Source organism: Bacillus sp. B.PNR1, from assembly GCF_030386235.1.
Taxonomy (GTDB): Bacteria; Bacillota; Bacilli; order Bacillales; family Bacillaceae; genus Bacillus; species Bacillus stercoris.
Genome location: NZ_JANYMN010000001.1, coordinates 68,135 through 88,270 on the forward strand (window position 1 = coordinate 68,135; position 20,136 = coordinate 88,270).

At 45.6% G+C, this 20,136-nt stretch carries 18 protein-coding genes and 1 other annotated feature; of the genes, 13 read left to right on the plus strand and 5 right to left on the minus strand.

Annotated features, from left to right (window positions below; translation table 11 throughout):
- Nucleotides 1-8 precede the first annotated feature (8 nt).
- Nucleotides 9-223 (plus strand) — a binding site (T-box leader).
- 109 nt (nucleotides 224-332) lie between these two features.
- Both leuS and NZD81_RS00445 read left to right on the plus strand, forming a co-directional pair.
- On the plus strand, nucleotides 333-2,747 hold the full coding sequence (leuS, locus tag NZD81_RS00440) for a leucine--tRNA ligase (RefSeq protein WP_014665059.1): 2,415 nt from the start codon (nucleotides 333-335) through the stop codon (nucleotides 2,745-2,747).
- Nucleotides 2,748-2,862: 115 nt separating this feature from the next.
- On the plus strand, nucleotides 2,863-3,174 hold the full coding sequence (locus NZD81_RS00445; RefSeq protein WP_014665058.1) for a rhodanese-like domain-containing protein: 312 nt from the start codon (nucleotides 2,863-2,865) through the stop codon (nucleotides 3,172-3,174).
- A gap of 21 nt (nucleotides 3,175-3,195) precedes the next feature.
- Here the strand turns inward: NZD81_RS00445 and melA are convergent, their stop codons facing one another.
- The 5 genes from melA to NZD81_RS00470 are packed head-to-tail and all read right to left on the minus strand — an operon-like array spanning nucleotide 3,196 to nucleotide 8,593.
- The gene (gene melA, locus NZD81_RS00450; protein ID WP_095432465.1) at nucleotides 3,196-4,494 is read right to left on the minus strand and encodes an alpha-galactosidase MelA; all 1,299 of its coding nucleotides are present in this window, start codon (nucleotides 4,492-4,494) and stop codon (nucleotides 3,196-3,198) included.
- Nucleotides 4,495-4,513: 19 nt separating this feature from the next.
- The gene (locus NZD81_RS00455; RefSeq protein ID WP_134975914.1) at nucleotides 4,514-5,344 is read right to left on the minus strand and encodes a carbohydrate ABC transporter permease; all 831 of its coding nucleotides are present in this window, start codon (nucleotides 5,342-5,344) and stop codon (nucleotides 4,514-4,516) included.
- Nucleotides 5,341-6,252 (minus strand): carbohydrate ABC transporter permease, encoded by a 912-nt coding sequence (locus NZD81_RS00460; RefSeq protein ID WP_069150108.1) that lies wholly within the window; start codon nucleotides 6,250-6,252, stop codon nucleotides 5,341-5,343. The genes NZD81_RS00455 and NZD81_RS00460 overlap by 4 nt, the downstream gene beginning before the upstream one ends.
- Entirely contained in the window at nucleotides 6,245-7,525 is a 1,281-nt protein-coding gene (locus tag NZD81_RS00465) for an ABC transporter substrate-binding protein (RefSeq protein WP_282373151.1), read from the minus strand. Before NZD81_RS00465 ends, NZD81_RS00460 begins: the two co-directional genes overlap by 8 nt.
- A gap of 33 nt (nucleotides 7,526-7,558) precedes the next feature.
- Nucleotides 7,559-8,593, minus strand: coding sequence for a LacI family DNA-binding transcriptional regulator (locus NZD81_RS00470; protein WP_040082080.1), 1,035 nt, complete (start codon nucleotides 8,591-8,593; stop codon nucleotides 7,559-7,561).
- 217 nt (nucleotides 8,594-8,810) lie between these two features.
- On the opposite strand from NZD81_RS00470, the gene NZD81_RS00475 reads away from it, so the two are divergent.
- The 11 genes from NZD81_RS00475 (at nucleotide 8,811) to NZD81_RS00525 (ending at nucleotide 20,109) form a co-directional block, all read left to right on the plus strand.
- Nucleotides 8,811-9,710 (plus strand): dienelactone hydrolase family protein, encoded by a 900-nt coding sequence (locus tag NZD81_RS00475; RefSeq protein WP_040082081.1) that lies wholly within the window; start codon nucleotides 8,811-8,813, stop codon nucleotides 9,708-9,710.
- Nucleotides 9,711-9,783: 73 nt separating this feature from the next.
- Nucleotides 9,784-10,257: a hypothetical protein gene (locus NZD81_RS00480; protein ID WP_251988905.1), complete on the plus strand. Its 474-nt coding sequence runs from the start codon at nucleotides 9,784-9,786 to the stop codon at nucleotides 10,255-10,257.
- 195 nt (nucleotides 10,258-10,452) lie between these two features.
- Nucleotides 10,453-11,229: a 6-carboxyhexanoate--CoA ligase gene (bioW, locus tag NZD81_RS00485; RefSeq protein WP_069150105.1), complete on the plus strand. Its 777-nt coding sequence runs from the start codon at nucleotides 10,453-10,455 to the stop codon at nucleotides 11,227-11,229.
- The gene (gene bioA, locus NZD81_RS00490; protein ID WP_282373150.1) at nucleotides 11,219-12,565 is read left to right on the plus strand and encodes an adenosylmethionine--8-amino-7-oxononanoate transaminase; all 1,347 of its coding nucleotides are present in this window, start codon (nucleotides 11,219-11,221) and stop codon (nucleotides 12,563-12,565) included. Before bioW ends, bioA begins: the two co-directional genes overlap by 11 nt.
- Nucleotides 12,555-13,724, plus strand: coding sequence for an 8-amino-7-oxononanoate synthase (gene bioF / locus NZD81_RS00495; protein ID WP_282373149.1), 1,170 nt, complete (start codon nucleotides 12,555-12,557; stop codon nucleotides 13,722-13,724). The genes bioA and bioF overlap by 11 nt, the downstream gene beginning before the upstream one ends.
- Nucleotides 13,721-14,416 carry a dethiobiotin synthase gene (gene bioD / locus NZD81_RS00500; RefSeq protein ID WP_282373147.1) on the plus strand — a complete coding sequence of 232 codons (696 nt, stop codon included), beginning with the start codon at nucleotides 13,721-13,723 and terminating at the stop codon, nucleotides 14,414-14,416. The genes bioF and bioD overlap by 4 nt, the downstream gene beginning before the upstream one ends.
- Nucleotides 14,417-14,418: 2 nt before the next feature.
- The gene (gene bioB, locus NZD81_RS00505; protein ID WP_172640547.1) at nucleotides 14,419-15,426 is read left to right on the plus strand and encodes a biotin synthase BioB; all 1,008 of its coding nucleotides are present in this window, start codon (nucleotides 14,419-14,421) and stop codon (nucleotides 15,424-15,426) included.
- A 68-nt stretch (nucleotides 15,427-15,494) separates the two neighbouring features.
- Nucleotides 15,495-16,682, plus strand: a complete 1,188-nt coding sequence (gene bioI, locus NZD81_RS00510) for a biotin biosynthesis cytochrome P450 (protein WP_282373142.1) — start codon at nucleotides 15,495-15,497, stop codon at nucleotides 16,680-16,682.
- A gap of 77 nt (nucleotides 16,683-16,759) precedes the next feature.
- The gene (locus tag NZD81_RS00515) at nucleotides 16,760-17,521 is read left to right on the plus strand and encodes an NAD-dependent epimerase/dehydratase family protein (protein ID WP_014665045.1); all 762 of its coding nucleotides are present in this window, start codon (nucleotides 16,760-16,762) and stop codon (nucleotides 17,519-17,521) included.
- Nucleotides 17,522-17,728: 207 nt separating this feature from the next.
- The gene (locus NZD81_RS00520; protein WP_080478349.1) at nucleotides 17,729-18,589 is read left to right on the plus strand and encodes a carbohydrate ABC transporter permease; all 861 of its coding nucleotides are present in this window, start codon (nucleotides 17,729-17,731) and stop codon (nucleotides 18,587-18,589) included.
- 23 nt (nucleotides 18,590-18,612) lie between these two features.
- The gene (locus tag NZD81_RS00525; RefSeq protein WP_282373141.1) at nucleotides 18,613-20,109 is read left to right on the plus strand and encodes an extracellular solute-binding protein; all 1,497 of its coding nucleotides are present in this window, start codon (nucleotides 18,613-18,615) and stop codon (nucleotides 20,107-20,109) included.
- Nucleotides 20,110-20,136 lie beyond the last annotated feature (27 nt).

Below are 20,136 nucleotides of genomic sequence, written 5' to 3' on the forward strand. Positions count from 1 at the left end.
CGGTTGCGATAAGAACAATGAAGAGGAGCAGTAAGAAACAGATATTGTTGCAGAGAGTTGACGGCTGGTGAAAGTCAATCAAGTTTGTTTCCGAACTCACCTCAGAGTTGCAGCGGTGAAAAGCCGCTGACGCATAACTGCGTTAAAAGTATCAAGTGAGTGCGGTGTATGCCGCGCTAACGAGGGTGGTACCGCGGGAAAACGAAAGTCTCTCGTCCCTTTTAGGGATGAGGGAGTTTTTTTTAGTTTGGGAATATTCTGAATATAATCCTCTCCTTCCCGTCAATACTTGAACCATACACGCCGTATTCAATCAGAAGGAGGTTTTTACTTTGAGTTTTCAGCACAAAGAGATAGAAAAGAAATGGCAAACATATTGGCTTGAAAACAAAACATTTGCCACTCTTGATAATAATGAAAAACAAAAATTTTATGCGCTGGACATGTTCCCTTATCCGTCTGGAGCTGGGTTGCACGTCGGCCATCCTGAAGGATACACAGCAACGGATATTCTGTCCCGCATGAAGCGCATGCAGGGATATGATGTCCTTCATCCAATGGGCTGGGACGCATTCGGCCTGCCGGCTGAACAATACGCACTTGACACAGGGAACGACCCCGCTGTGTTTACGAAGCAGAATATTGATAATTTCCGCCGCCAAATTCAAGCGCTTGGCTTCTCATATGATTGGGATCGTGAAATCAATACGACTGACCCTGAATACTACAAATGGACGCAATGGATTTTCTTAAAGCTTTATGAAAAAGGCCTTGCTTACGTTGACGAAGTGCCTGTAAACTGGTGCCCTGCACTCGGTACGGTTCTTGCCAACGAAGAAGTCATTGACGGCAAGAGCGAACGCGGCGGCCATCCGGTAGAGAGACGCCCAATGAAGCAGTGGATGCTGAAAATCACAGCCTATGCGGACAGGCTCCTTGAAGACTTGGAAGAGCTTGATTGGCCGGAAAGCATTAAAGATATGCAGCGCAACTGGATCGGCCGTTCGGAAGGCGCTCACGTTCATTTTGCTATAGATGGACATGATGAATCCTTTACGGTGTTTACAACAAGACCAGATACACTGTTTGGCGCTACATACACTGTCCTTGCTCCGGAACACGCATTGGTGGAAAACATCACAACGGCTGAGCAAAAAGAAGCTGTTGAAGCTTATATCAAAGAAATTCAATCAAAGAGTGACCTTGAGCGTACGGATCTTGCGAAAACAAAGACAGGCGTATTCACAGGAGCGTATGCAATCAATCCTGTAAACGGAGAAAAACTGCCGATTTGGATTGCGGATTATGTGCTTGCATCATACGGAACAGGTGCTGTCATGGCTGTTCCTGGCCACGATGAGCGTGATTTTGAATTCGCCAACACATTCGGCCTTCCGGTGAAGGAAGTCGTAAAAGGCGGGAACATTGAGGAAGCAGCCTACACTGGCGACGGCGAGCATGTGAACTCTGATTTCCTGAACGGCCTTAACAAACAGGAAGCGATTGAGAAAATGATCGCTTGGCTGGAAGAAACGAAAAACGGCGAGAAGAAAGTGACGTACCGCCTTCGTGACTGGCTCTTCAGCCGCCAGCGTTATTGGGGCGAGCCGATTCCGGTCATTCACTGGGAAGACGGAACGTCAACAGCTGTCCCGGAAGAGGAGCTGCCGCTGATTTTGCCGAAAACGGATGAAATCAAACCGAGCGGAACGGGCGAATCACCGCTTGCGATCATTAAAGAGTGGGTGGAAGTCACAGACCCTGAGACAGGGAAAAAAGGAAGAAGAGAAACGAATACAATGCCGCAATGGGCGGGAAGCTGCTGGTATTTCTTGCGCTATATTGATCCGCACAATCCGGATCAGCTGGCATCACCAGAAAAATTGGAAAAATGGCTTCCGGTCGATATGTATATCGGTGGTGCAGAACATGCCGTGCTTCACCTTCTGTATGCCCGCTTCTGGCATAAGTTCCTTTATGATATCGGCGTAGTGCCGACGAAAGAACCGTTCCAAAAGCTGTACAACCAAGGAATGATTCTCGGCGAAAACAACGAAAAAATGAGTAAATCTAAAGGGAACGTTGTCAATCCTGACGAAATCGTGGCCTCTCACGGTGCTGATACACTGAGATTGTACGAAATGTTCATGGGACCTCTTGATGCTTCAATCGCCTGGTCTGAATCAGGATTAGACGGCGCGCGCCGTTTCCTTGACCGTGTATGGCGCCTATTCGTTGAAGACAGCGGTGAGCTTAATGGCAAAATCGTTGAAGGCGCTGGTGAAACATTGGAGCGCGTGTATCATGAAACAGTCATGAAAGTCACAGACCATTATGAAGGCCTTCGTTTCAACACGGGTATTTCCCAGCTGATGGTCTTTATTAATGAAGCTTATAAAGCAACAGAACTGCCGAAAGAATATATGGAAGGCTTCGTGAAGCTTCTTTCTCCTGTCGCGCCACACTTAGCGGAAGAGCTTTGGGAGAAGCTTGGCCATTCCGGCACAATTGCCTACGAAGCTTGGCCTGTATATGATGAAACAAAACTTGTGGATGATGAAGTTGAAATCGTTGTTCAGCTGAACGGAAAAGTAAAAGCGAAATTACAGGTTCCTGCCGATGCAACGAGAGAACAGCTGGAACAGCTTGCTCAAGCTGATGAAAAGGTCAAAGAGCAGCTTGAAGGCAAAACGATTCGGAAAATCATCGCGGTGCCTGGCAAGCTTGTCAATATTGTGGCAAACTAAGCCTAGAAAAAATCCCCTTTGCTAAAAGGGGATTTTTTTCATCAGTCTCAGAATAGCAATCGTTCAGCTGACTTTGATATACTGAACATGATCACTGTGAATAGGAGTGTTTTCTTTGGAAATAAAAGAAATCAGCACAGCCGCTTTGAAAGAAAAAATTGAGGCGGACGAAGAATTATATTTAATTGATGTCAGAGAAGATGAAGAGGTAGCGGAAGGCATGATCCCGCAAGCCGTTCATATTCGCATGGGGGATATTCCTGAAAAAATGGACACCCTTGATAAAGACAAAGAATACGTATTTATCTGCCGCTCAGGAATGCGCAGCATGAACGTCTGCAAGTACCTGGATGAGCAAGGCTTTAAAACAGTCAATGTTGAAGGCGGCATGATGGCCTGGGAAGGCGAAACAAAACCAAAAAACTAGGGGAGAGCGATCCCCTAGTTTTTATTTGTATTCCGGAAGCCAATCGCCATGTGCTGCAAATAAATCGTCACACATGGAAATGATGTCCTTCATGGAAAGCTCCGCACTTGTATGCGGATCAAGCATTGCAGCTTGGTAAACCGCTTCTTTTTTCCGTGTGACAGCCGCTTCGATTGTCATCAGCTGTGTATTAATATTCGTCCGGTTTAAGGCTGCAAGCTGCTCAGGAAGTTCTCCGGCGAAGCACGGTGTAATTTTTTTTCTGTCGGCGACGCATGTCACTTCCACAACCGCTTTTGAAGGAAGGTTGGTGATCAGTCCTGTGTTTAAGACGTTTCCTCCGAAGGTGAATGGCTCGTTTGTTTCCATTGCTTCTATAATTCTAGAACCATATTCCTTTGAGCGTTCGTGCGTAAGGTTTTTATTGTTGACAATGTCATCCCGCATTTTCTCCCAACTTTCAATCTGCTTGACGCACCTTCTCGGATATTCGTCGAGTGGGATTTGCAGCTCGCTGATCAGTTCAGGGTAATTCCGTTTAATAAAGTACGGGTGATACTCTGCGTTGTGTTCGGATGATTCTGTGACATAATAGCCGAACTTATCCATTAATTCAAACCGCACCATATCATGATGCTTTGTTTTTTGTTTTTCTTTCGCTCTCCTTTTGATTTCTGGATACAAATCCGCGCCGTCTTTTTTGACTTCCAAAAGCCAAGCCATATGATTGATGCCCGCAATGCGTTCCTCAATTCCGTCATGCTCCATCCCGAGAGCTTTACATAAATCCTTCGTGCACACTTGGACACTGTGGCAGAGCCCGATTGTTTTGATATTGGTATAGCGGAGCATGGCGCCTGTAAGAGAAGCCATAGGATTTGTATAGTTTAAAAACCACGCATCCGGGCACATTTCCTCCATATCTCTTGCGATGTCAAATAAGACCGGGATTGTTCTGAGAGATCTGAAGATTCCGCCGATGCCGACTGTATCGGCGATCGTCTGGCGCAGCCCATACCGTTTAGGAATCTCGAAATCAATGACTGTGCTCGGTTTGTAACCTCCAACCTGAATCGCATTGATGACATAGCCTGCGTTTTGCAAGGCAAGTTTTCTGTCATCATAGCTGTTGATCGCCACACTCGGGTTATAGCGGTCTCTTAGATTTTCGAGCATGAGCTGGGATTCCTGCAGGCGTTTGGGATCAATGTCGTAAAGCGCGAACTCAAATCCGTTCAGTGCCTCTGTTAACAGGCAGTCTCCCAAAACATTTTTGGCGAAAATCGTGCTTCCTGCGCCGATAAATGTAATCTTTTTCATAATGCTTCCTCCTTTAGTGTTAACCCTTTACCGCTCCGGAAGACAGGCCGGCAATAAAGTATTTTTGCAGCGCCAAAAACAGAACAACCATTGGCAGCATTGCCATAAGCGCCGCTGCGGCAACTAAATGCAGGTTGTTGGCGTTTTCTCCGAAAAAACCTGCCATGGCTACTGTTAATGTCTGAACCTTTTGATCTTGTAAAAAGAAAATGGCAAATTGATAGTCGTTCCATATAAAAACACAAGAAATAATACAGATGGTTGCAGTGATCGGCTTCAGCAGAGGAAACACAATCGTATAAAAGATTTTCAGCATCCCTGCGCCGTCAATTCTTGCGGCTTCTTCAAGCTCTTTTGGAATGGTCGATCGGATAAAGCCCGAATACAAGAATACGGTTAACGGCATGTAAGCCGCTGTATTGATCAAAATGGCGATGGCATGTGTATTGACCATTCCGGCGTCCACGACCATTCGGTACAAAGGGACCATGGAAGTTAACGGAGGGATGATCATAATGGAAATCAGCAAGGCAAAAACGGCTTTATTCAGTTTTGTTTCCCGCCGGGCAAGCGGGTAGGCGGCAAGTGAGCCGAATATAATTAATAACAAGGCAGAAAAACCTGTGATGATCATGGTGTTCATAAAAGAGTTTCCTAGCGAAGCACGCTCCCACGCCTCTGAAAAATTGTGAAAGGAGATGTCGGCTGGAAATATCCATTTCGAACTGTAGTCTCCTTTTGCTTTCAATGAAGTAGTCAGCAGAATATAAAAGGGAATAAAATGCGCACAGGCTACAATGGCGGCAAGAAGCGTAATGATCCGCGTGTTTTTTGAACGGGCGGCTCTCATGACATTTCCGCCTCCTTTCTTTTAAAGTACGCAAGCGCGCAAAAGCTGATGATCAAAATGACAAATGCCATAAATATGCCTTGTGTTGCAGCATAGCCGGCATCCTGTCGCTTGAAATACAAATCATACATAAACGTGGACATGGATTGTGATGCATTTCCGGGGCCGCCCGCGGTGAGCGCAATGATGACGTCGAACAGCTTTAAGCCTCCGATAATGTTGATGACCATATTAATGGTAATGGAGGGCATTAACAGCGGCAGCGTGATGGTGAAAAACTGCTGGCCTTTTTTCGCGCCATCCATTTGTGCTGCTTCATAGTAATCTTTCGGAATGCTTTGCAGCCCGGCTAAGTAGACAACCATAGCGATCCCGACATATTGATAGGTGTTAATCATGACAATAATCCATGGATTGAGCGATGGGCTGGCGAGCGCATTAATAGGGCTGATGCCGAAGACACCGAGCAAATCGTTGAGCGCGCCTCCGTCATAGGAGAAGAAAAAGTACCAAATGTAGCCCATAATGAGCGGACTGATCATCACCGGCAAATAGACAATTGTTCTTGTTAGCGCTTTCGTTTTAATGCTTTGATTCAAGAGGAGAGCGTACAGAAGCCCGACCACATTTTGAAAAAAAGTGCTGCCAAGCCCATAAAGCAGGGTGTTTTTTAAGATGTGCCACGTGTCAGGGTCAGAAAACAGCCTTTCATATTGCGCGAATCCTACCCATTGGTAGACTTGTGAAAAGCCGTTCCAGTTTGTAAAGGTAATCAATGTGCCTTTCACAAACGGGTAAATCATAAAGACCAGAACGGAGAGCAAAGCAGGAATGTACATCCACCAAAGTGAGGACTGCTTTTTTGGCTTAACCTGTTTCACATGAACGTCCCTTGCGATCTCACTCATTGTTTTCAGCCCCCTGTGTTTCCGATTGCTCCCGGAGTCGTTTATATTCTCTTCCCAGCTTCTTCGAAATGTCTTGAGGCTCCAAAATGTCAGCCGTAAGCTCCTGTCCGACCGTGCCCAGGACATCCCACATTCCGTTTGGCAAGTATAAACGGTCGAAGTAAGGCTCAACTTTGACATTTTGATAATGCTCATAATCATTTGCGTAGAAAATATCAGCTTTCACATTGGTCAGCCCTGAAGGAAGTGATGTGGCCTCAGCCATTTGTTTGGCATTGGCCGGGCGGGCCATAAATGTGATAAATTCTTTTGCCTCTTCTAAGTGAGGCGAATCTTTCCATGCTGCAAGCGTGTAGCGTTCACCGCCAATCCATATTGGGTCATCACCGGGATGTATGGCAGGTGTCGGGATAATGCCGACCTTGACGTTCGGATTGATCTGGGCAACGTCTTGGCCGAGTGTGCCGCCTTGCATTGTAAAGGCGATTTTGTTTTGGGCCATTAATTCAATAAGCTGTGATTTTTTTGCCGTGACGGCGTCGATATTCATCAATTTTTCCTTCTGCATTTGTTTGAGGGTTTCTGATAAATAAGTGAATTTACTCCATTGAAAAGTGCCGTTGATGAGCTGTTTTTTTTCATTATGGGCAGGATCTGTGATGAGAAGAGGTGTAGCGAATTGGTCGTAATATTGAGCGAATGAGCTTTTGTCATAGCCGGCAAACCAGAAGGGCACAATCTTTCCCTTGCTCTTTTCTTTAATCGTTCTCAGCGCTTTGATAAAGTCATCCATGGTTTCCGGCGGGGCAATGCCATAACGGTCTAAAACATTGCGGTTATACGCCAGGCCGTCTTTTGCCTGATTGATCGGATAGGCATACACCTTTCCGCTTTTATTTTTGAGGATGCTGTTTAAATTGGGATCGAGATCTTGAGTCCATTCCATCTTCCGGAGATCCGCTGTATATTCTCCGTACCTGATTTTCCCCCAGCCATGTGTATCGAATAGATCAGGCAAATCATTGGCCGCCATTCTGACACGCATCATATTTTCATAGTCATTGCCTGGGAAATGAAGGCTGACATGAATGTCACTGTGTTCCTTTTCGAATGCTGCCGCCAGTTTTCTGAACGTATCTCTTTCACTGTCGGTTGACATTGTGGAATAAATGGTAAACGTCTTTTTTGCGGTATCTGCTGAGCTTTTCTCTGCTGAGCATCCGGGCAGAATAAGCAGAATAAGAGAGAGAAATAAAACAAAAGTGTGTTTCATCTTTTCCTCCTTATCATCGTGATGAATATTTGCTTATGTCACCTCCTTAGCTGTACATCCGCAGCTTTGTCTTACGATTAATGTTGTGGGCAGGGTGACATGGTGGGGAAGGGTTCGTCCCTTAAGACGGTCAAGCAGCAGTTTTACGCCTGTCCGGCCCATTTCCTCTGTGTATACCTTCACCGTCGTTAAAGGCGTGCTGGCAAATTCAGCTTCCTCAATCCCGTTAAAGCTTACGATTGCAGTATCCCGCGGCACTTGCAGCCCGGCTTCCTGAAGCGCTTTTAATGCACCGATCGCCATGGAATCGCTGGCAATAAAGAATGCTTCAGGCAGATGGCCTTGAGCGATTGCTTTTTTCATCAGGCGATAGCCCTCACGCATGCTGTATTCTCCAATCAGCACATGCTCAGGCTGGGGGGCGGCTGACTCCAAAAAAGCGGTGAGGCGTTTGTCTTCAATGGTTCTGCGAATGCTTTGGCCGTCCTTGAGCGTATGCTCTTTTTCCTGTCCGCCAATGTAGCCTAACCGTTTGTAGCCTAAGTCGAAAAGGTGATCAATCGCCTGGCGTGAAGCCGATTCAAAATCGATGCTAATCGAATCGTATGTTTGCGGATCAGGAGAATGATTGATGAATACGGCATGTTCCAGCTTTCCGCTAATATGCTTAACCGCTTCATCATGAACACGGCCGATGACAATGACACCATCCAATTCCCGAAAGATATGTTCCTGAAAGGAGCCGAGATGAATCGAGTTTGTAATAAAAATTTCCTGTTCAAAGCATTCCTTTTCAATGCCTTTGCGAATGGAAGAAAAATAAGGGTCCTGCCTTTCCTGATCAGGGGACAGACAGCTCAGCACGCCGATCAGCGGCTGGGCCCGCGGTTTTTGCCCACGGGCTTTTCGGCGTTTGGCAACGGTTTGATAACCAAGCTCTTCAGCGATATTGATGACTCTTTGTCTCGTTTCGCCCGCAACAGAAAGCGACTCATCTTCATTTAAAATTCTGGAAACAGTTGCACTGGAAACATTAGCTTTCAAAGCGATATCTTTAATACGAACCATGGAAATCCCTCTCATCTATTTAGTAAAATATTAACTCACCTGTTTTTGATAAATTGATACTATCATATAAAAGTAAGCGGTTACAATGATTATTTTCGGAATATTTCGTTATATTTACTAAATATTTAGTAAAAGATGTGATTTGTTTTGGAAAAATAAAGGGGAACCCAGATCTGTCTCGTAAATGTGAAGTAAGCGAATAAGGAAGGGTGATGGGATGAGAGCTGAAAGAAGAGAGCAACTGTTTCGATTGCTTGGTGATTTGCCTGACCGGGGGCCAATAAGTGTTGAGACATTACGTATTGAAGAAAGAGGAGAAAATATCGTTGAAACGCTCCTGCTCGATTTAAATGGACTTGAAAAGGTGCCCGCTTATTTTGTGAAGCCGAGGATAACAGAAGGAGCTTGCCCAGCCGTATTGTTTCAGCATTCACATGGGGGCCGGTATGACAGGGGGAAAAGTGAACTGATTGAGGGAGCGGATTATTTGAAAACGCCTTCTTTTTCTGATGAGCTTACTTCTCTCGGATACGGCGTGCTTGCGATTGATCATTGGGGATTTGGAGATCGGCGGGGAAAAGCGGAAAGCGAGATTTTTAAAGAAATGCTTCTGACCGGAAAAGTGATGTGGGGGATGATGATTTATGACAGTTTAAGAGCGTTAGATTATATGCAGTCACGCTCTGATATTCAGCCTGACAGGATCGGTACCATTGGCATGTCTATGGGAGGGTTGATGGCGTGGTGGACAGCGGCGCTCGATGACCGGATTAAGGTGTGTGTTGATTTGTGCAGCCAGGTAGATCATCACGTGCTGATCAAAACACAGAATCTTGACAGGCACGGCTTTTATTATTACGTCCCATCTCTTGCAAAGCATTTTTCCGCATCGGAGATCCAAAGCCTGATTGCGCCGCGCCCGCACCTTAGTCTTGTTGGAATACACGATCGGTTAACGCCGGCCGAGGGCGTGGACAAAATCGAAAAAGAACTGGCAGATGTCTATGCTGGACAGGGAGCTTCTGATTGCTACCGGGTGGTCCGTTCTGCTTCAGGACATTTCGAAACAGCAGTCATGAGGCATAAAGCAGTCCGTTTTTTGCAAACATGGCTGTGACGGTTACAGGAAACAGGCGGAAAGGCGCAGAATTGAAGCGAGGGAAGTGGAACCAATGGAATGACAAGACATAATGGATTGGGCTTTCCGGCGGCATCTCAATCCATTCAGCTGGTATATTCGACCCCTTTTTTTATTAGTATTGGTTTATGCTGCGTATAAGCGCAGCTGGAAAGGTGTCCTCGTCACTTTTGTATTGATGATGAGCAGTATGGTCTGGTTTCCGGAACCTAAGAAGATTGATCTGCAAATGAAAAAAGTGCTGGAATTCGAGCAAATGCTTTTAAGCAGTCCGGTCTCGGCTGTTGTAACAATTGCTTTCATGCTGGTTTTTCTCGGTTTTATTTTGGCTGCTTTCTGGAAGCGGTCACTTTTATTTGGTTTAATCCTATTGAATGTGACACTTGTTGGGAAGGTGGCCCTGTCCTTATTATTCACAGGTGAGAATGGCTGGGCACCGTTAGGCAATACGATTTTTGGGCTGATGATGGTCAATGGAATCGGCCTGTTCATCAAGTATCGAAATCAAAAAAACGCAGAGGAATAGATATCTAAGGCTAGGACCGTTTTACTGTAAAACGGTCTTTTTTGCTCGTTTCAGGTCCGGCCCCACAATTCCTATATTGACAGAATCGTATGTGAATAATAATATTCTAATTGTTAACTTTAATTTATAAATGGTTAACATTTAGAATAGGATGTGATATACGTTCTTCAGTTATCAGTGAAAGGGCGAGGAAACATGCAAGAAGAAACATTTTATAGTGTCAGAATGAGAGCTTCTGTGAATGGATCTCATGAAGACGGCGGAAAGCATATATCCGGCGGAGAACGGCTTATTCCTTTCCATGAGATGAAGCGTACAGTCAATGCCTTATTGGAAAAAGGATTATCCCATTCAAGAGGAAAACCTGATTTTATGCAAATTCAATTTGAAGAGGTTCATGAACCGATAAAAACCATTCAGCCATTGCCTGTTCATACGAATAAAGTGAGCTCTCCGGAAGAAGGACAAAAGCTCGCCCGATTGTTATTGGAAAAAGCAGGCGTTTCACGAGACGTGATTGACAAAGCATATGAACAAATCCCTGAATGGTCGGATGTCAGGGGAGCGGTGCTGTTTGATATTCACACAGGCAGACGAATGGATCAAACAAAAGAAAAAGGCGTGCGGGTCTCCAGGATGGACTGGCCGGACGCTAATTTTGAAAAATGGGCGCTTTACAGTCACGTGCCGGCACATTCAAGAATAAAAGAGGCCCTTGCGCTTGCTTCAAAGGTAAGCTGGCACCCGGCAGCCATTGCAGAATTATGCTGGTCGGATGATCCGGATTACATAACAGGCTATGTTGCGGGTAAAAAACTAGGCTATCAGCGTATTACAGCAATGAAAGAATATGGGACTGAAGCGGGCTGCCGAGTCTTTTTTATTGATGGCTCCCAAGATGTAACCACGTACATACATGATCTGGAGAAGCAGCCTATTTTAATAGAGTGGGAGGAAGATCATGACTCATGATTTGATAGAAAAAAGTAAAAAGTATCTCTGGCTGCCATTTACCCAAATGAAAGATTATGATGAAAACCCCTTAATCATCGAAAGCGGCAAGGGAATCAAAGTCAAAGACATAAACGGCAAGGAATACTATGACGGTTTTTCTTCAGTTTGGCTAAATGTCCACGGGCATCGTAAAAAGGAATTAGATGACGCCATAAAAAAGCAGCTCGGAAAAATCGCGCACTCCACGTTATTAGGCATGACCAACGTTCCTGCAACCCAGCTTGCTGAAGCATTAATCAACATCAGCCCAAAAAAGCTTACGCGGGTCTTTTATTCAGACAGCGGTGCAGAAGCGATGGAAATAGCCTTAAAAATGGCGTTTCAGTATTGGAAGAACATCGGGAAGCCCCAAAAACAAAAATTTATCGCCATGAAAAACGGGTATCACGGTGATACGATTGGCGCCGTCAGTGTCGGTTCAATTGAATTGTTCCACCACGTATACGGCCCGTTGATGTTTGAGAGTTACAAGGCCCCGATTCCTTATGTGTATCGCTCTGAAAGCGGTGATCCTGATGAGTGCCGTGATCAGTGCCTGCGAGAGCTTGAACAGCTGCTTGAGGAACATCACGAGGAAATTGCCGCGCTTTCCATAGAATCAATGGTACAAGGGGCTTCCGGTATGATCGTGATGCCGGAAGGATATTTGGCAGGGGTGCGCGAGCTGTGTACAACATACGATGTCTTAATGATCGTTGATGAAGTTGCTACAGGCTTTGGCCGTACAGGAAAAATGTTTGCGTGCGAGCACGAGAATGTCCAGCCTGATCTGATGGCTGCAGGTAAAGGCATTACAGGAGGCTATTTGCCAATTGCTGTTACGTTTGCCACGGAAGACATCTATAAGGCATTCTATGATGATTATGAAAACCTAAAAACCTTTTTCCATGGCCATTCCTATACAGGCAATCAGCTTGGATGTGCGGTTGCGCTTGAAAATCTGGCATTATTTGAATCTGAAAACATTGTGGAACAAGTAGCGAAAAAAAGTGAAAAGCTCCATTTCCTTCTTCAAGATCTGCTTGCTCTTCCTCACGTGGGGGATATTCGGCAGCTTGGCTTTATGTGCGGTGCAGAGCTTGTTCAGTCGAAGGATACCAAAGAGCCTTATCCGGCTGATCGGCGGGTTGGATACAAAGTTTCCTTAAAAATGCGAGAGCTGGGAATGCTGACAAGGCCGCTTGGGGACGTGATTGCATTTCTGCCTCCTCTCGCCAGTACAGCTGAAGAGCTCGGGGAAATGGTTGCCATTATGAAACAAGCGATCCAAGAGGTTACGAGCCTTGAAGATTGATTCATGGCTGAACGAGCGGTTAGACAGAATGAAAGAAGCCGGCGTACATCGTAACCTGCGGTCAATGGATGGAGCGCCGGTTCCAGAGAGGAACATTGATGGCAAGAATCAAACGGTCTGGTCCTCAAACAATTATTTAGGACTCGCAAGCGATAGACGTTTGATCGATGCAGCCCAAACAGCATTGCAGCAATTTGGGACAGGAAGCAGCGGCTCACGTTTAACGACGGGCAATTCGATCTGGCATGAAAAGCTAGAAAAGAAGATTGCCTGCTTTAAACGGACAGAAGCGGCGCTATTGTTTTCGAGCGGTTATTTGGCCAATGTCGGTGTCCTTTCATCTTTGCCAGAAAAGGAAGATGTCATTTTAAGTGACCAGCTCAATCATGCAAGTCTGATCGATGGCTGCCGACTTTCTAAGGCTGATACAGTTGTTTATCGGCATATTGATATGAATGATCTTGAAAACAAGCTGAATGAAACGCAGCGTTATCAGCGCCGTTTTATCGTAACAGACGGAGTATTCAGCATGGATGGCACGATTGCTCCTCTTGACCAGATCATATCGCTTGCGAAACGCTATCATGCCTTCGTGGTCGTTGATGATGCCCACGCAACAGGAGTTTTGGGTGATTCAGGGCGAGGAACGAGTGAATATTTTGGTGTTTGTCCCGACATTGTGATCGGCACCTTAAGCAAGGCTGTTGGCGCGGAAGGAGGTTTTGCGGCAGGATCAGCTGTCTCCATCGACTTTTTGCTGAACCATGCCAGAACATTTATCTTTCAAACCGCTATTCCGCCAGCCAGCTGTGCGGCTGCTCACGAGGCTTTCAACGTGATTGAAGCCAGCAGGGAAAAACGGCAGCTTTTATTTTCTTATATCAGCATGATCAGAACCAGTCTGAAGAATATGGGTTATGTCGTGAAAGGAGATCACACGCCGATTATTCCCGTGGTCATCGGGGATGCCCATAAAACAGTCATATTTTCTGAAAAGCTGCAGGGCAAGGGGATTTATGCTCCTGCCATTCGGCCGCCGACCGTTGCGCCAGGTGAAAGCCGGATTCGAATCACAATCACATCGGATCACAGTACGGGTGATATTGCTCATTTGCTGCAAACATTTCATTCAATCGGAAAGGAGCTGCACATCATTTGAGGGGTTTTTTTGTGACAGGAACAGATACAGAAGTGGGGAAAACGGTTATATCCAGCGGAATCGCAGCATTATTGCGAGAACATAACAAAGATGTTGGGGTGTATAAACCATTTTTAAGCGGTATATCACGCCATCATCCAGATAGTGATACAAGTCTGCTGAAAGACATGTCGCAGACCGTCCTCTCTCATGAAGACATTACGCCTTTTGCCTTCAAAGCGCCCCTTGCACCATACGTTGCAGGGAAACTCGAGGGAAAGACTGTCACCATGGAAGAGGTTTTAAGCCATTGGGAGCGGATTAAAGAAAAACATGAATGCTTCATCGTAGAAGGTGCGGGCGGTATTTCTGTGCCCTTGGGAGAGGATTATTTGGTAAGTCATGTCATAAAAGCGTTACAGCTTCCCATGATTATTGTGGCGCGTCCAAACCTTGGAACCATTAATCATACCTTTTTAACTGTCAAATATGCAGAAAGCATGGGACTTCCAATCGCCGGAATTATCATCAATGGAATCAGTAATTCTCCCGATCAAGTTGAAAAAACCAATCCTGAGATGATTGAACGCTTATGCGGTGTGCCGGTTTTAGGGATTACGCCAAAGCTTGCCAACGTGACGAAAGAAACGGTTCTACATATGGTAAAAGACCATATCAATCTATCATTACTGATGAATCAAGTGGGGGTATGAGAATGAATCAATGGATGGAACTCGCAGACCGGGTGCTGACTGGAGCAGAAGTGACAGACGAAGAGGCGCTTTCAATATTAAATTGTCCGGATGAAGATATTTTGCTATTAATGCACGGGGCTTTTCACATCAGAAAACACTTTTACGGAAAAAAAGTAAAGCTCAATATGATTATGAATGCGAAATCAGGGCTCTGCCCGGAAAACTGCGGCTATTGTTCACAGTCTGCCATTTCGAAAGCACCAATTGAGTCTTACCGGATGGTGAATAAGGAAACGCTGCTTGAAGGCGCAAAGCGGGCGCACGATCTGAATATCGGCACATATTGTATCGTGGCAAGCGGCAGAGGGCCGTCCAACAGAGAAGTAGATCAGGTCGTAGATGCGGTACAGGAAATTAAAGAGACGTATGGATTGAAGGTTTGTGCGTGCCTCGGACTGTTAAAGCCAGAGCAGGCGAAGCGGCTCAAAGAGGCAGGAGTAGACCGTTATAATCATAATTTGAATACTTCGCAGAGAAACCATTCAAACATCACGACCTCACATACATACGATGACAGAGTCAATACGGTTGAAATCGCCAAAGAATCTGGACTGTCTCCGTGTTCAGGCGCCATTATCGGAATGAAGGAGACAAAACAGGATGTCATTGACATCGCCAAAAGCTTAAAGGCTCTTGACGCGGATTCCATTCCGGTGAATTTTTTGCATGCGATTGATGGTACGCCATTAGAAGGCGTCAACGAATTAAACCCGCTGTATTGTTTAAAAGTGCTGGCGCTGTTCCGTTTTATCAATCCATCAAAAGAAATTCGCATTTCCGGAGGAAGAGAGGTCAATCTCCGCTCATTGCAGCCATTAGGGCTTTACGCCGCAAACTCCATTTTTGTCGGAGACTACTTAACAACTGCCGGGCAAGAGGAGACCGAGGATCATAAAATGCTGAGTGATTTAGGCTTTGAAGTTGAATCAGTCGAAGAAATGAAGGCCAGTTTAAGCGCGAAAAGCTGAAAGAATCAATAAAAGCAATCGGTGTGATGTCGATTGCTTTTATTTTTGAACAGAAAGGAGAAGATCACATGACAATTGCATCTTTACATGCATCTTCTGAGTTTTTGAAAAATCCATATCCTTTTTACGACACATTGCGAGCTGTTCATCCTATATATAAAGGGAGTTTCTTTAAATATCCGGGCTGGTATGTCACGGGATATGAAGAAACGGCAGCTATTTTGAAAGATGCGAGATTCAAAGTCCGCACACCGCTGCCTGAAAGATCAGCCAAATATCAGGACCTTACACATGTGCAAAATCAAATGATGCTGTTTCAGAATCAGCCTGATCATCGACGATTGCGGACGCTTGCCAGCGGAGCATTTACGCCGCGAACAACAGAGTGTTATCGGCCGTACATCATTGAAGCTGTTCACCAGTTGCTCGATCAGGTGCAAGGTGAAAAAAAGATGGAGGTCATTTCGGACTTTGCTTTTCCGTTAGCAAGCTTCGTCATCGCTAACATTATAGGTGTGCCGGAGGAAGATCGGGAGCAATTAAAGGAATGGGCTGCGAGTCTCATTCAAACGATTGATTTTACCCGGTCAAGAAAGGGATTAACAGAGGGCAATCATATTGCTGTACAGGCTATGGCATATTTCAGAGAGCTGATTCAAAAGAGAAAACACCACCCTCAACAGGATATGATCAGCATGCTCTTGAAGGGAGAAGAAAAGGATAAGCTGACGGAAGAGGAAGCAGCATCTACGTGCATATTGCTGGCGATCGCCGGACATGAGACAACGGTCAATCTCATCAGCAATTCAGTCCTTTGTCTGCTGCAGCACCCAGAACAGCTTTTGAAACTGAGAGAAAATCCAGATCTTATTGGTACAGCAGTCGAGGAATCTCTGCGATATGAAAGCCCCACGCAAATGACAGCCAGAGTTGCGGCAGAGGATATTGACATCAGCGGGGTGACAATCCGTCAAGGAGAACAAGTCTATCTTTTGTTAGGGGCGGCTAATCGAGATCCAAGCATATTCACACGCCCCGATGTCTTCGATATTACGAGAAGCCCTAATCCGCATCTTTCATTCGGACATGGCCATCATGTTTGCTTAGGGTCCTCGTTGGCACGATTAGAAGCGCAAATTGCGATTAACACCCTTCTGCAGCGAATGCCCAGCCTGAAGCTCGCAGATTCTGAATGGCGATATCGGCCGCTTTTTGGATTTCGGGCGCTTGAAGAGCTGCGGGTGATTTTTGAATAAACCAAAGCATGTGAGTGCCAAAAAAAGTGTCAGCCCCGCCGAAAATGGGCAATCTATAAAAAAGGGGAGTGAACACAGTGAAAAAAGTGCTGATTGCCGGCGGAAATGGTGTGATAGGGAGACTGCTTGCTGAAGGGCTTATTTCAGATTATGAAGTGACAGTGCTTGATAAAGACCATTTCGATGGCACAGCCTCTTTCATTCAGGCTGACGCCGCAAACTACGAGGATCTCTTGAAGAAGATTCCGAAAGATACCGATGTGATCTTAAATTTACTGGCTGTCAAAATTAAATACGATGTCATGGACATCGCTGAGTTTGAAAAAATGACGGATGTTTTCTATAGGGCAAGCTATTATCTGTGCCGCGCGGCAGCAGAGCTCGGCATTCAAAAGCTCGTGTTCGCCAGCAGCAATCATGTCACAGATGTATACGAAAAAGACGGGCACTCGCTCTTAGGACGGGAAATCACAACAAGCGATTATCCGCTGTCAAAAAACTTGTACGGTGTATTAAAGCTGACGTCTGAACAGATCGGCCATTTGTTTTATTTGGAAAAAAAGCTTTCAGTGATCAACCTTCGAATCGGAACAGTCGTCACAGATGAAATGGATACGCTGCATGAAAAAGAACGGACGAAAAAGACACTGCTTTCTCACCCTGATCTGCTGTCAATTTTTAAAGCCGCCATTGAAACCAATATCCGGTACGGCACTTATTACGCCGTCTCTGATAATCCGGGCCGGCCATGGTCCATTGAATCTGCTGTCAATGAACTTGGTTTTTCGCCACAAATCAATACGGCCGAGCTTCTGAGCGAGGAGGAAAACGGAGCATAATCATTTTCTAAGATTATGCTCTTTTTCTTTTGTCATTGGCTTTCATGTGCGGGATTCCCCACCCGGTCTGGGGCTCTGTTCAAATGATTATAGACATGGCAATTACTGATTTGCTACATTTTAGACACGATATCGTCACATGCTGCAGCTTGTTTAGGAAAGAATGATAACGCTTACAAAAGAGAGGTGGGAGCTATCGCACATTCACTGAAAAGTCGCTTGTTTGATATGTTGATTTACGGGTTTTTGCTGATGTTCGCTTTAATATGCGTACTGCCGTTCATTCATGTCATCGCAGCATCCTTCGCCACAGTAGAAGAAGTTGTGTCGAAAACATTTATTTTAATACCGACCACTTTTTCGCTAGATGCTTATCGCTACATTTTTTCAACAGATATTATTTATAAGAGTTTGCTTGTTTCTGTGTTTGTGACAGTGATAGGTACTGCAGTCAGCATGTTTTTATCTTCACTGATGGCTTACGGGTTATCCCGCCGTGAATTAATCGGACGGCAGCCGCTCATGTTTCTCGTTGTATTTACGATGCTGTTCAGCGGCGGCATGATTCCGACTTTTCTTGTGGTCAAATCCCTTGGATTGCTCGATTCTTACTGGGCGCTCATTTTGCCGACAGCCATTAATGCTTTTAACCTGATCATTCTGAAAAACTTCTTTCAAAATATCCCGGCAAGCCTGGAAGAGTCCGCGAAAATCGATGGGTGCAATGACCTGGGCATTTTCTTTAAAATCGTGCTGCCGCTGTCTCTGCCTGCGATCGCAACGATTTCATTGTTTTATGCGGTCACGTATTGGAACACGTATATGACAGCGATTTTGTACTTAAATGATTCAGCAAAATGGCCGATTCAGGTGCTTCTGCGCCAAATCGTCATTGTATCAAGCGGCATGCAGGGGGATATGTCAGAGATGGGTTCGGGCAGCCCGCCGCCTGAGCAAACGATTAAAATGGCGGTCATAGTGGTGGCGACCATCCCGGTTCTGCTTGTCTATCCGTTTATACAAAAGCATTTTGCAAAAGGAGCTTTACTGGGATCTGTTAAAGGATAAAAAATATGAAACGGAGGGGTACGATGGGAAACAAATGGAGGGTGCTTTTCATGGTGCTTGTACTGGCACTCGGCGGAGTGCTGGCGGGCTGTAAAGGGGCTGAACAGTCTGCGGCTGAAGGCAAGGCTGACTCGGATTCAAAGGTAAAGCTGTCTTGGATGGCGATTTTGTATCACCAGCAGCCGCCGAAAGACAGGGCGATTAAAGAAATTGAAAAGCTGACAAATACAGAACTCGACATCACCTGGGTTCCAGACGCGGTGAAAGAAGACAGGCTGAATGCGGCGCTTGCAGCCGGCAATCTTCCGCAAATCGTGACCATCCAGGATATTAAAAATTCGTCAGTCATGAATGCCTTCCGGTCAGGAATGTTCTGGGAAATCGGCGATTATATCAAGGATTATCCTAACTTAAACAAAATGAACAAACTCATTAATAAAAACGTAACCATCGATGGCAAGCTCTACGGGATATACAGAGAGCGTCCGCTTTCAAGACAGGGGATCGTCATTCGGAAGGACTGGCTGGACAATTTGAATTTGAAAACGCCGGAAACGCTAGATGAGCTTTATGAAGTGGCCAAAGCATTTACGGAGGACGACCCGGACAAGGATGGGAAAGATGATACGTTCGGGCTGGCAGACCGTAATGACCTGATTTACGGCGCGTTTAAAACGATTGGCTCGTATGAAGGCATGCCGACAGATTGGAAGGAATCAGGCGGCAAATTCACTCCTGATTTCATGACACAGGAATATAAAGACACGATGAACTATATGAAAAAGCTGCGTGATAAGGGGTATATGAATAAGGATTTTCCCGTCACAAGCAAAACCCAGCAGCAGGAGCTTTTTTCTCAAGGAAAAGCCGGCATTTATATTGGCAATATGGTAGATGCCGTCAATCTGCGCGACCATGCTTCTGATAAATCGATGAAGCTTGAGATCATCAACCGCATAAAAGGCTCAGATGGGAAAGAGCGGGTATGGGCATCAGGAGGCCATAACGGCGTGTTTGCTTTCCCGAAAACGAGTGTGAAAACGGAAGCTGAGCTTAAACGGATCTTGGCATTTTTTGACCGGATTGCCGAAGAAGACGTCTATAGCCTGATGACTTATGGCATCGACGGCGTGCACTACAACAAAGGAGAGGACAAAACGTTCACACGCAAAGAAAGCCAGGTAAAAGACTGGCAGACTGATATTCAGCCGCTGTCCGCCTTAATTGCCATTGATAAAGCCTACTTAAAAAACACGGGAGACCCGCTTCGGACGGCGTATGAGGAGCTGACTGAGGACAATGAAAAGATCATCGTCTCAAATCCTGCTGAAAGCCTGTATTCCGCATCGGAGTCGGAACGGGGGGATGAACTGAAGAAAATCATTGATGATGCGACCTATAAATATATGATTGGCGACATCACAGAAAGCCAGTTCGATAAAGAAGTGGAAAAATGGGAGTCGAGCGGAGGAAAACAAATTATTCAGGAATACGAAGAAGCGTTTAAACAAACAAAATAACACTGGAAAAACCCAAAACCGCTTGCG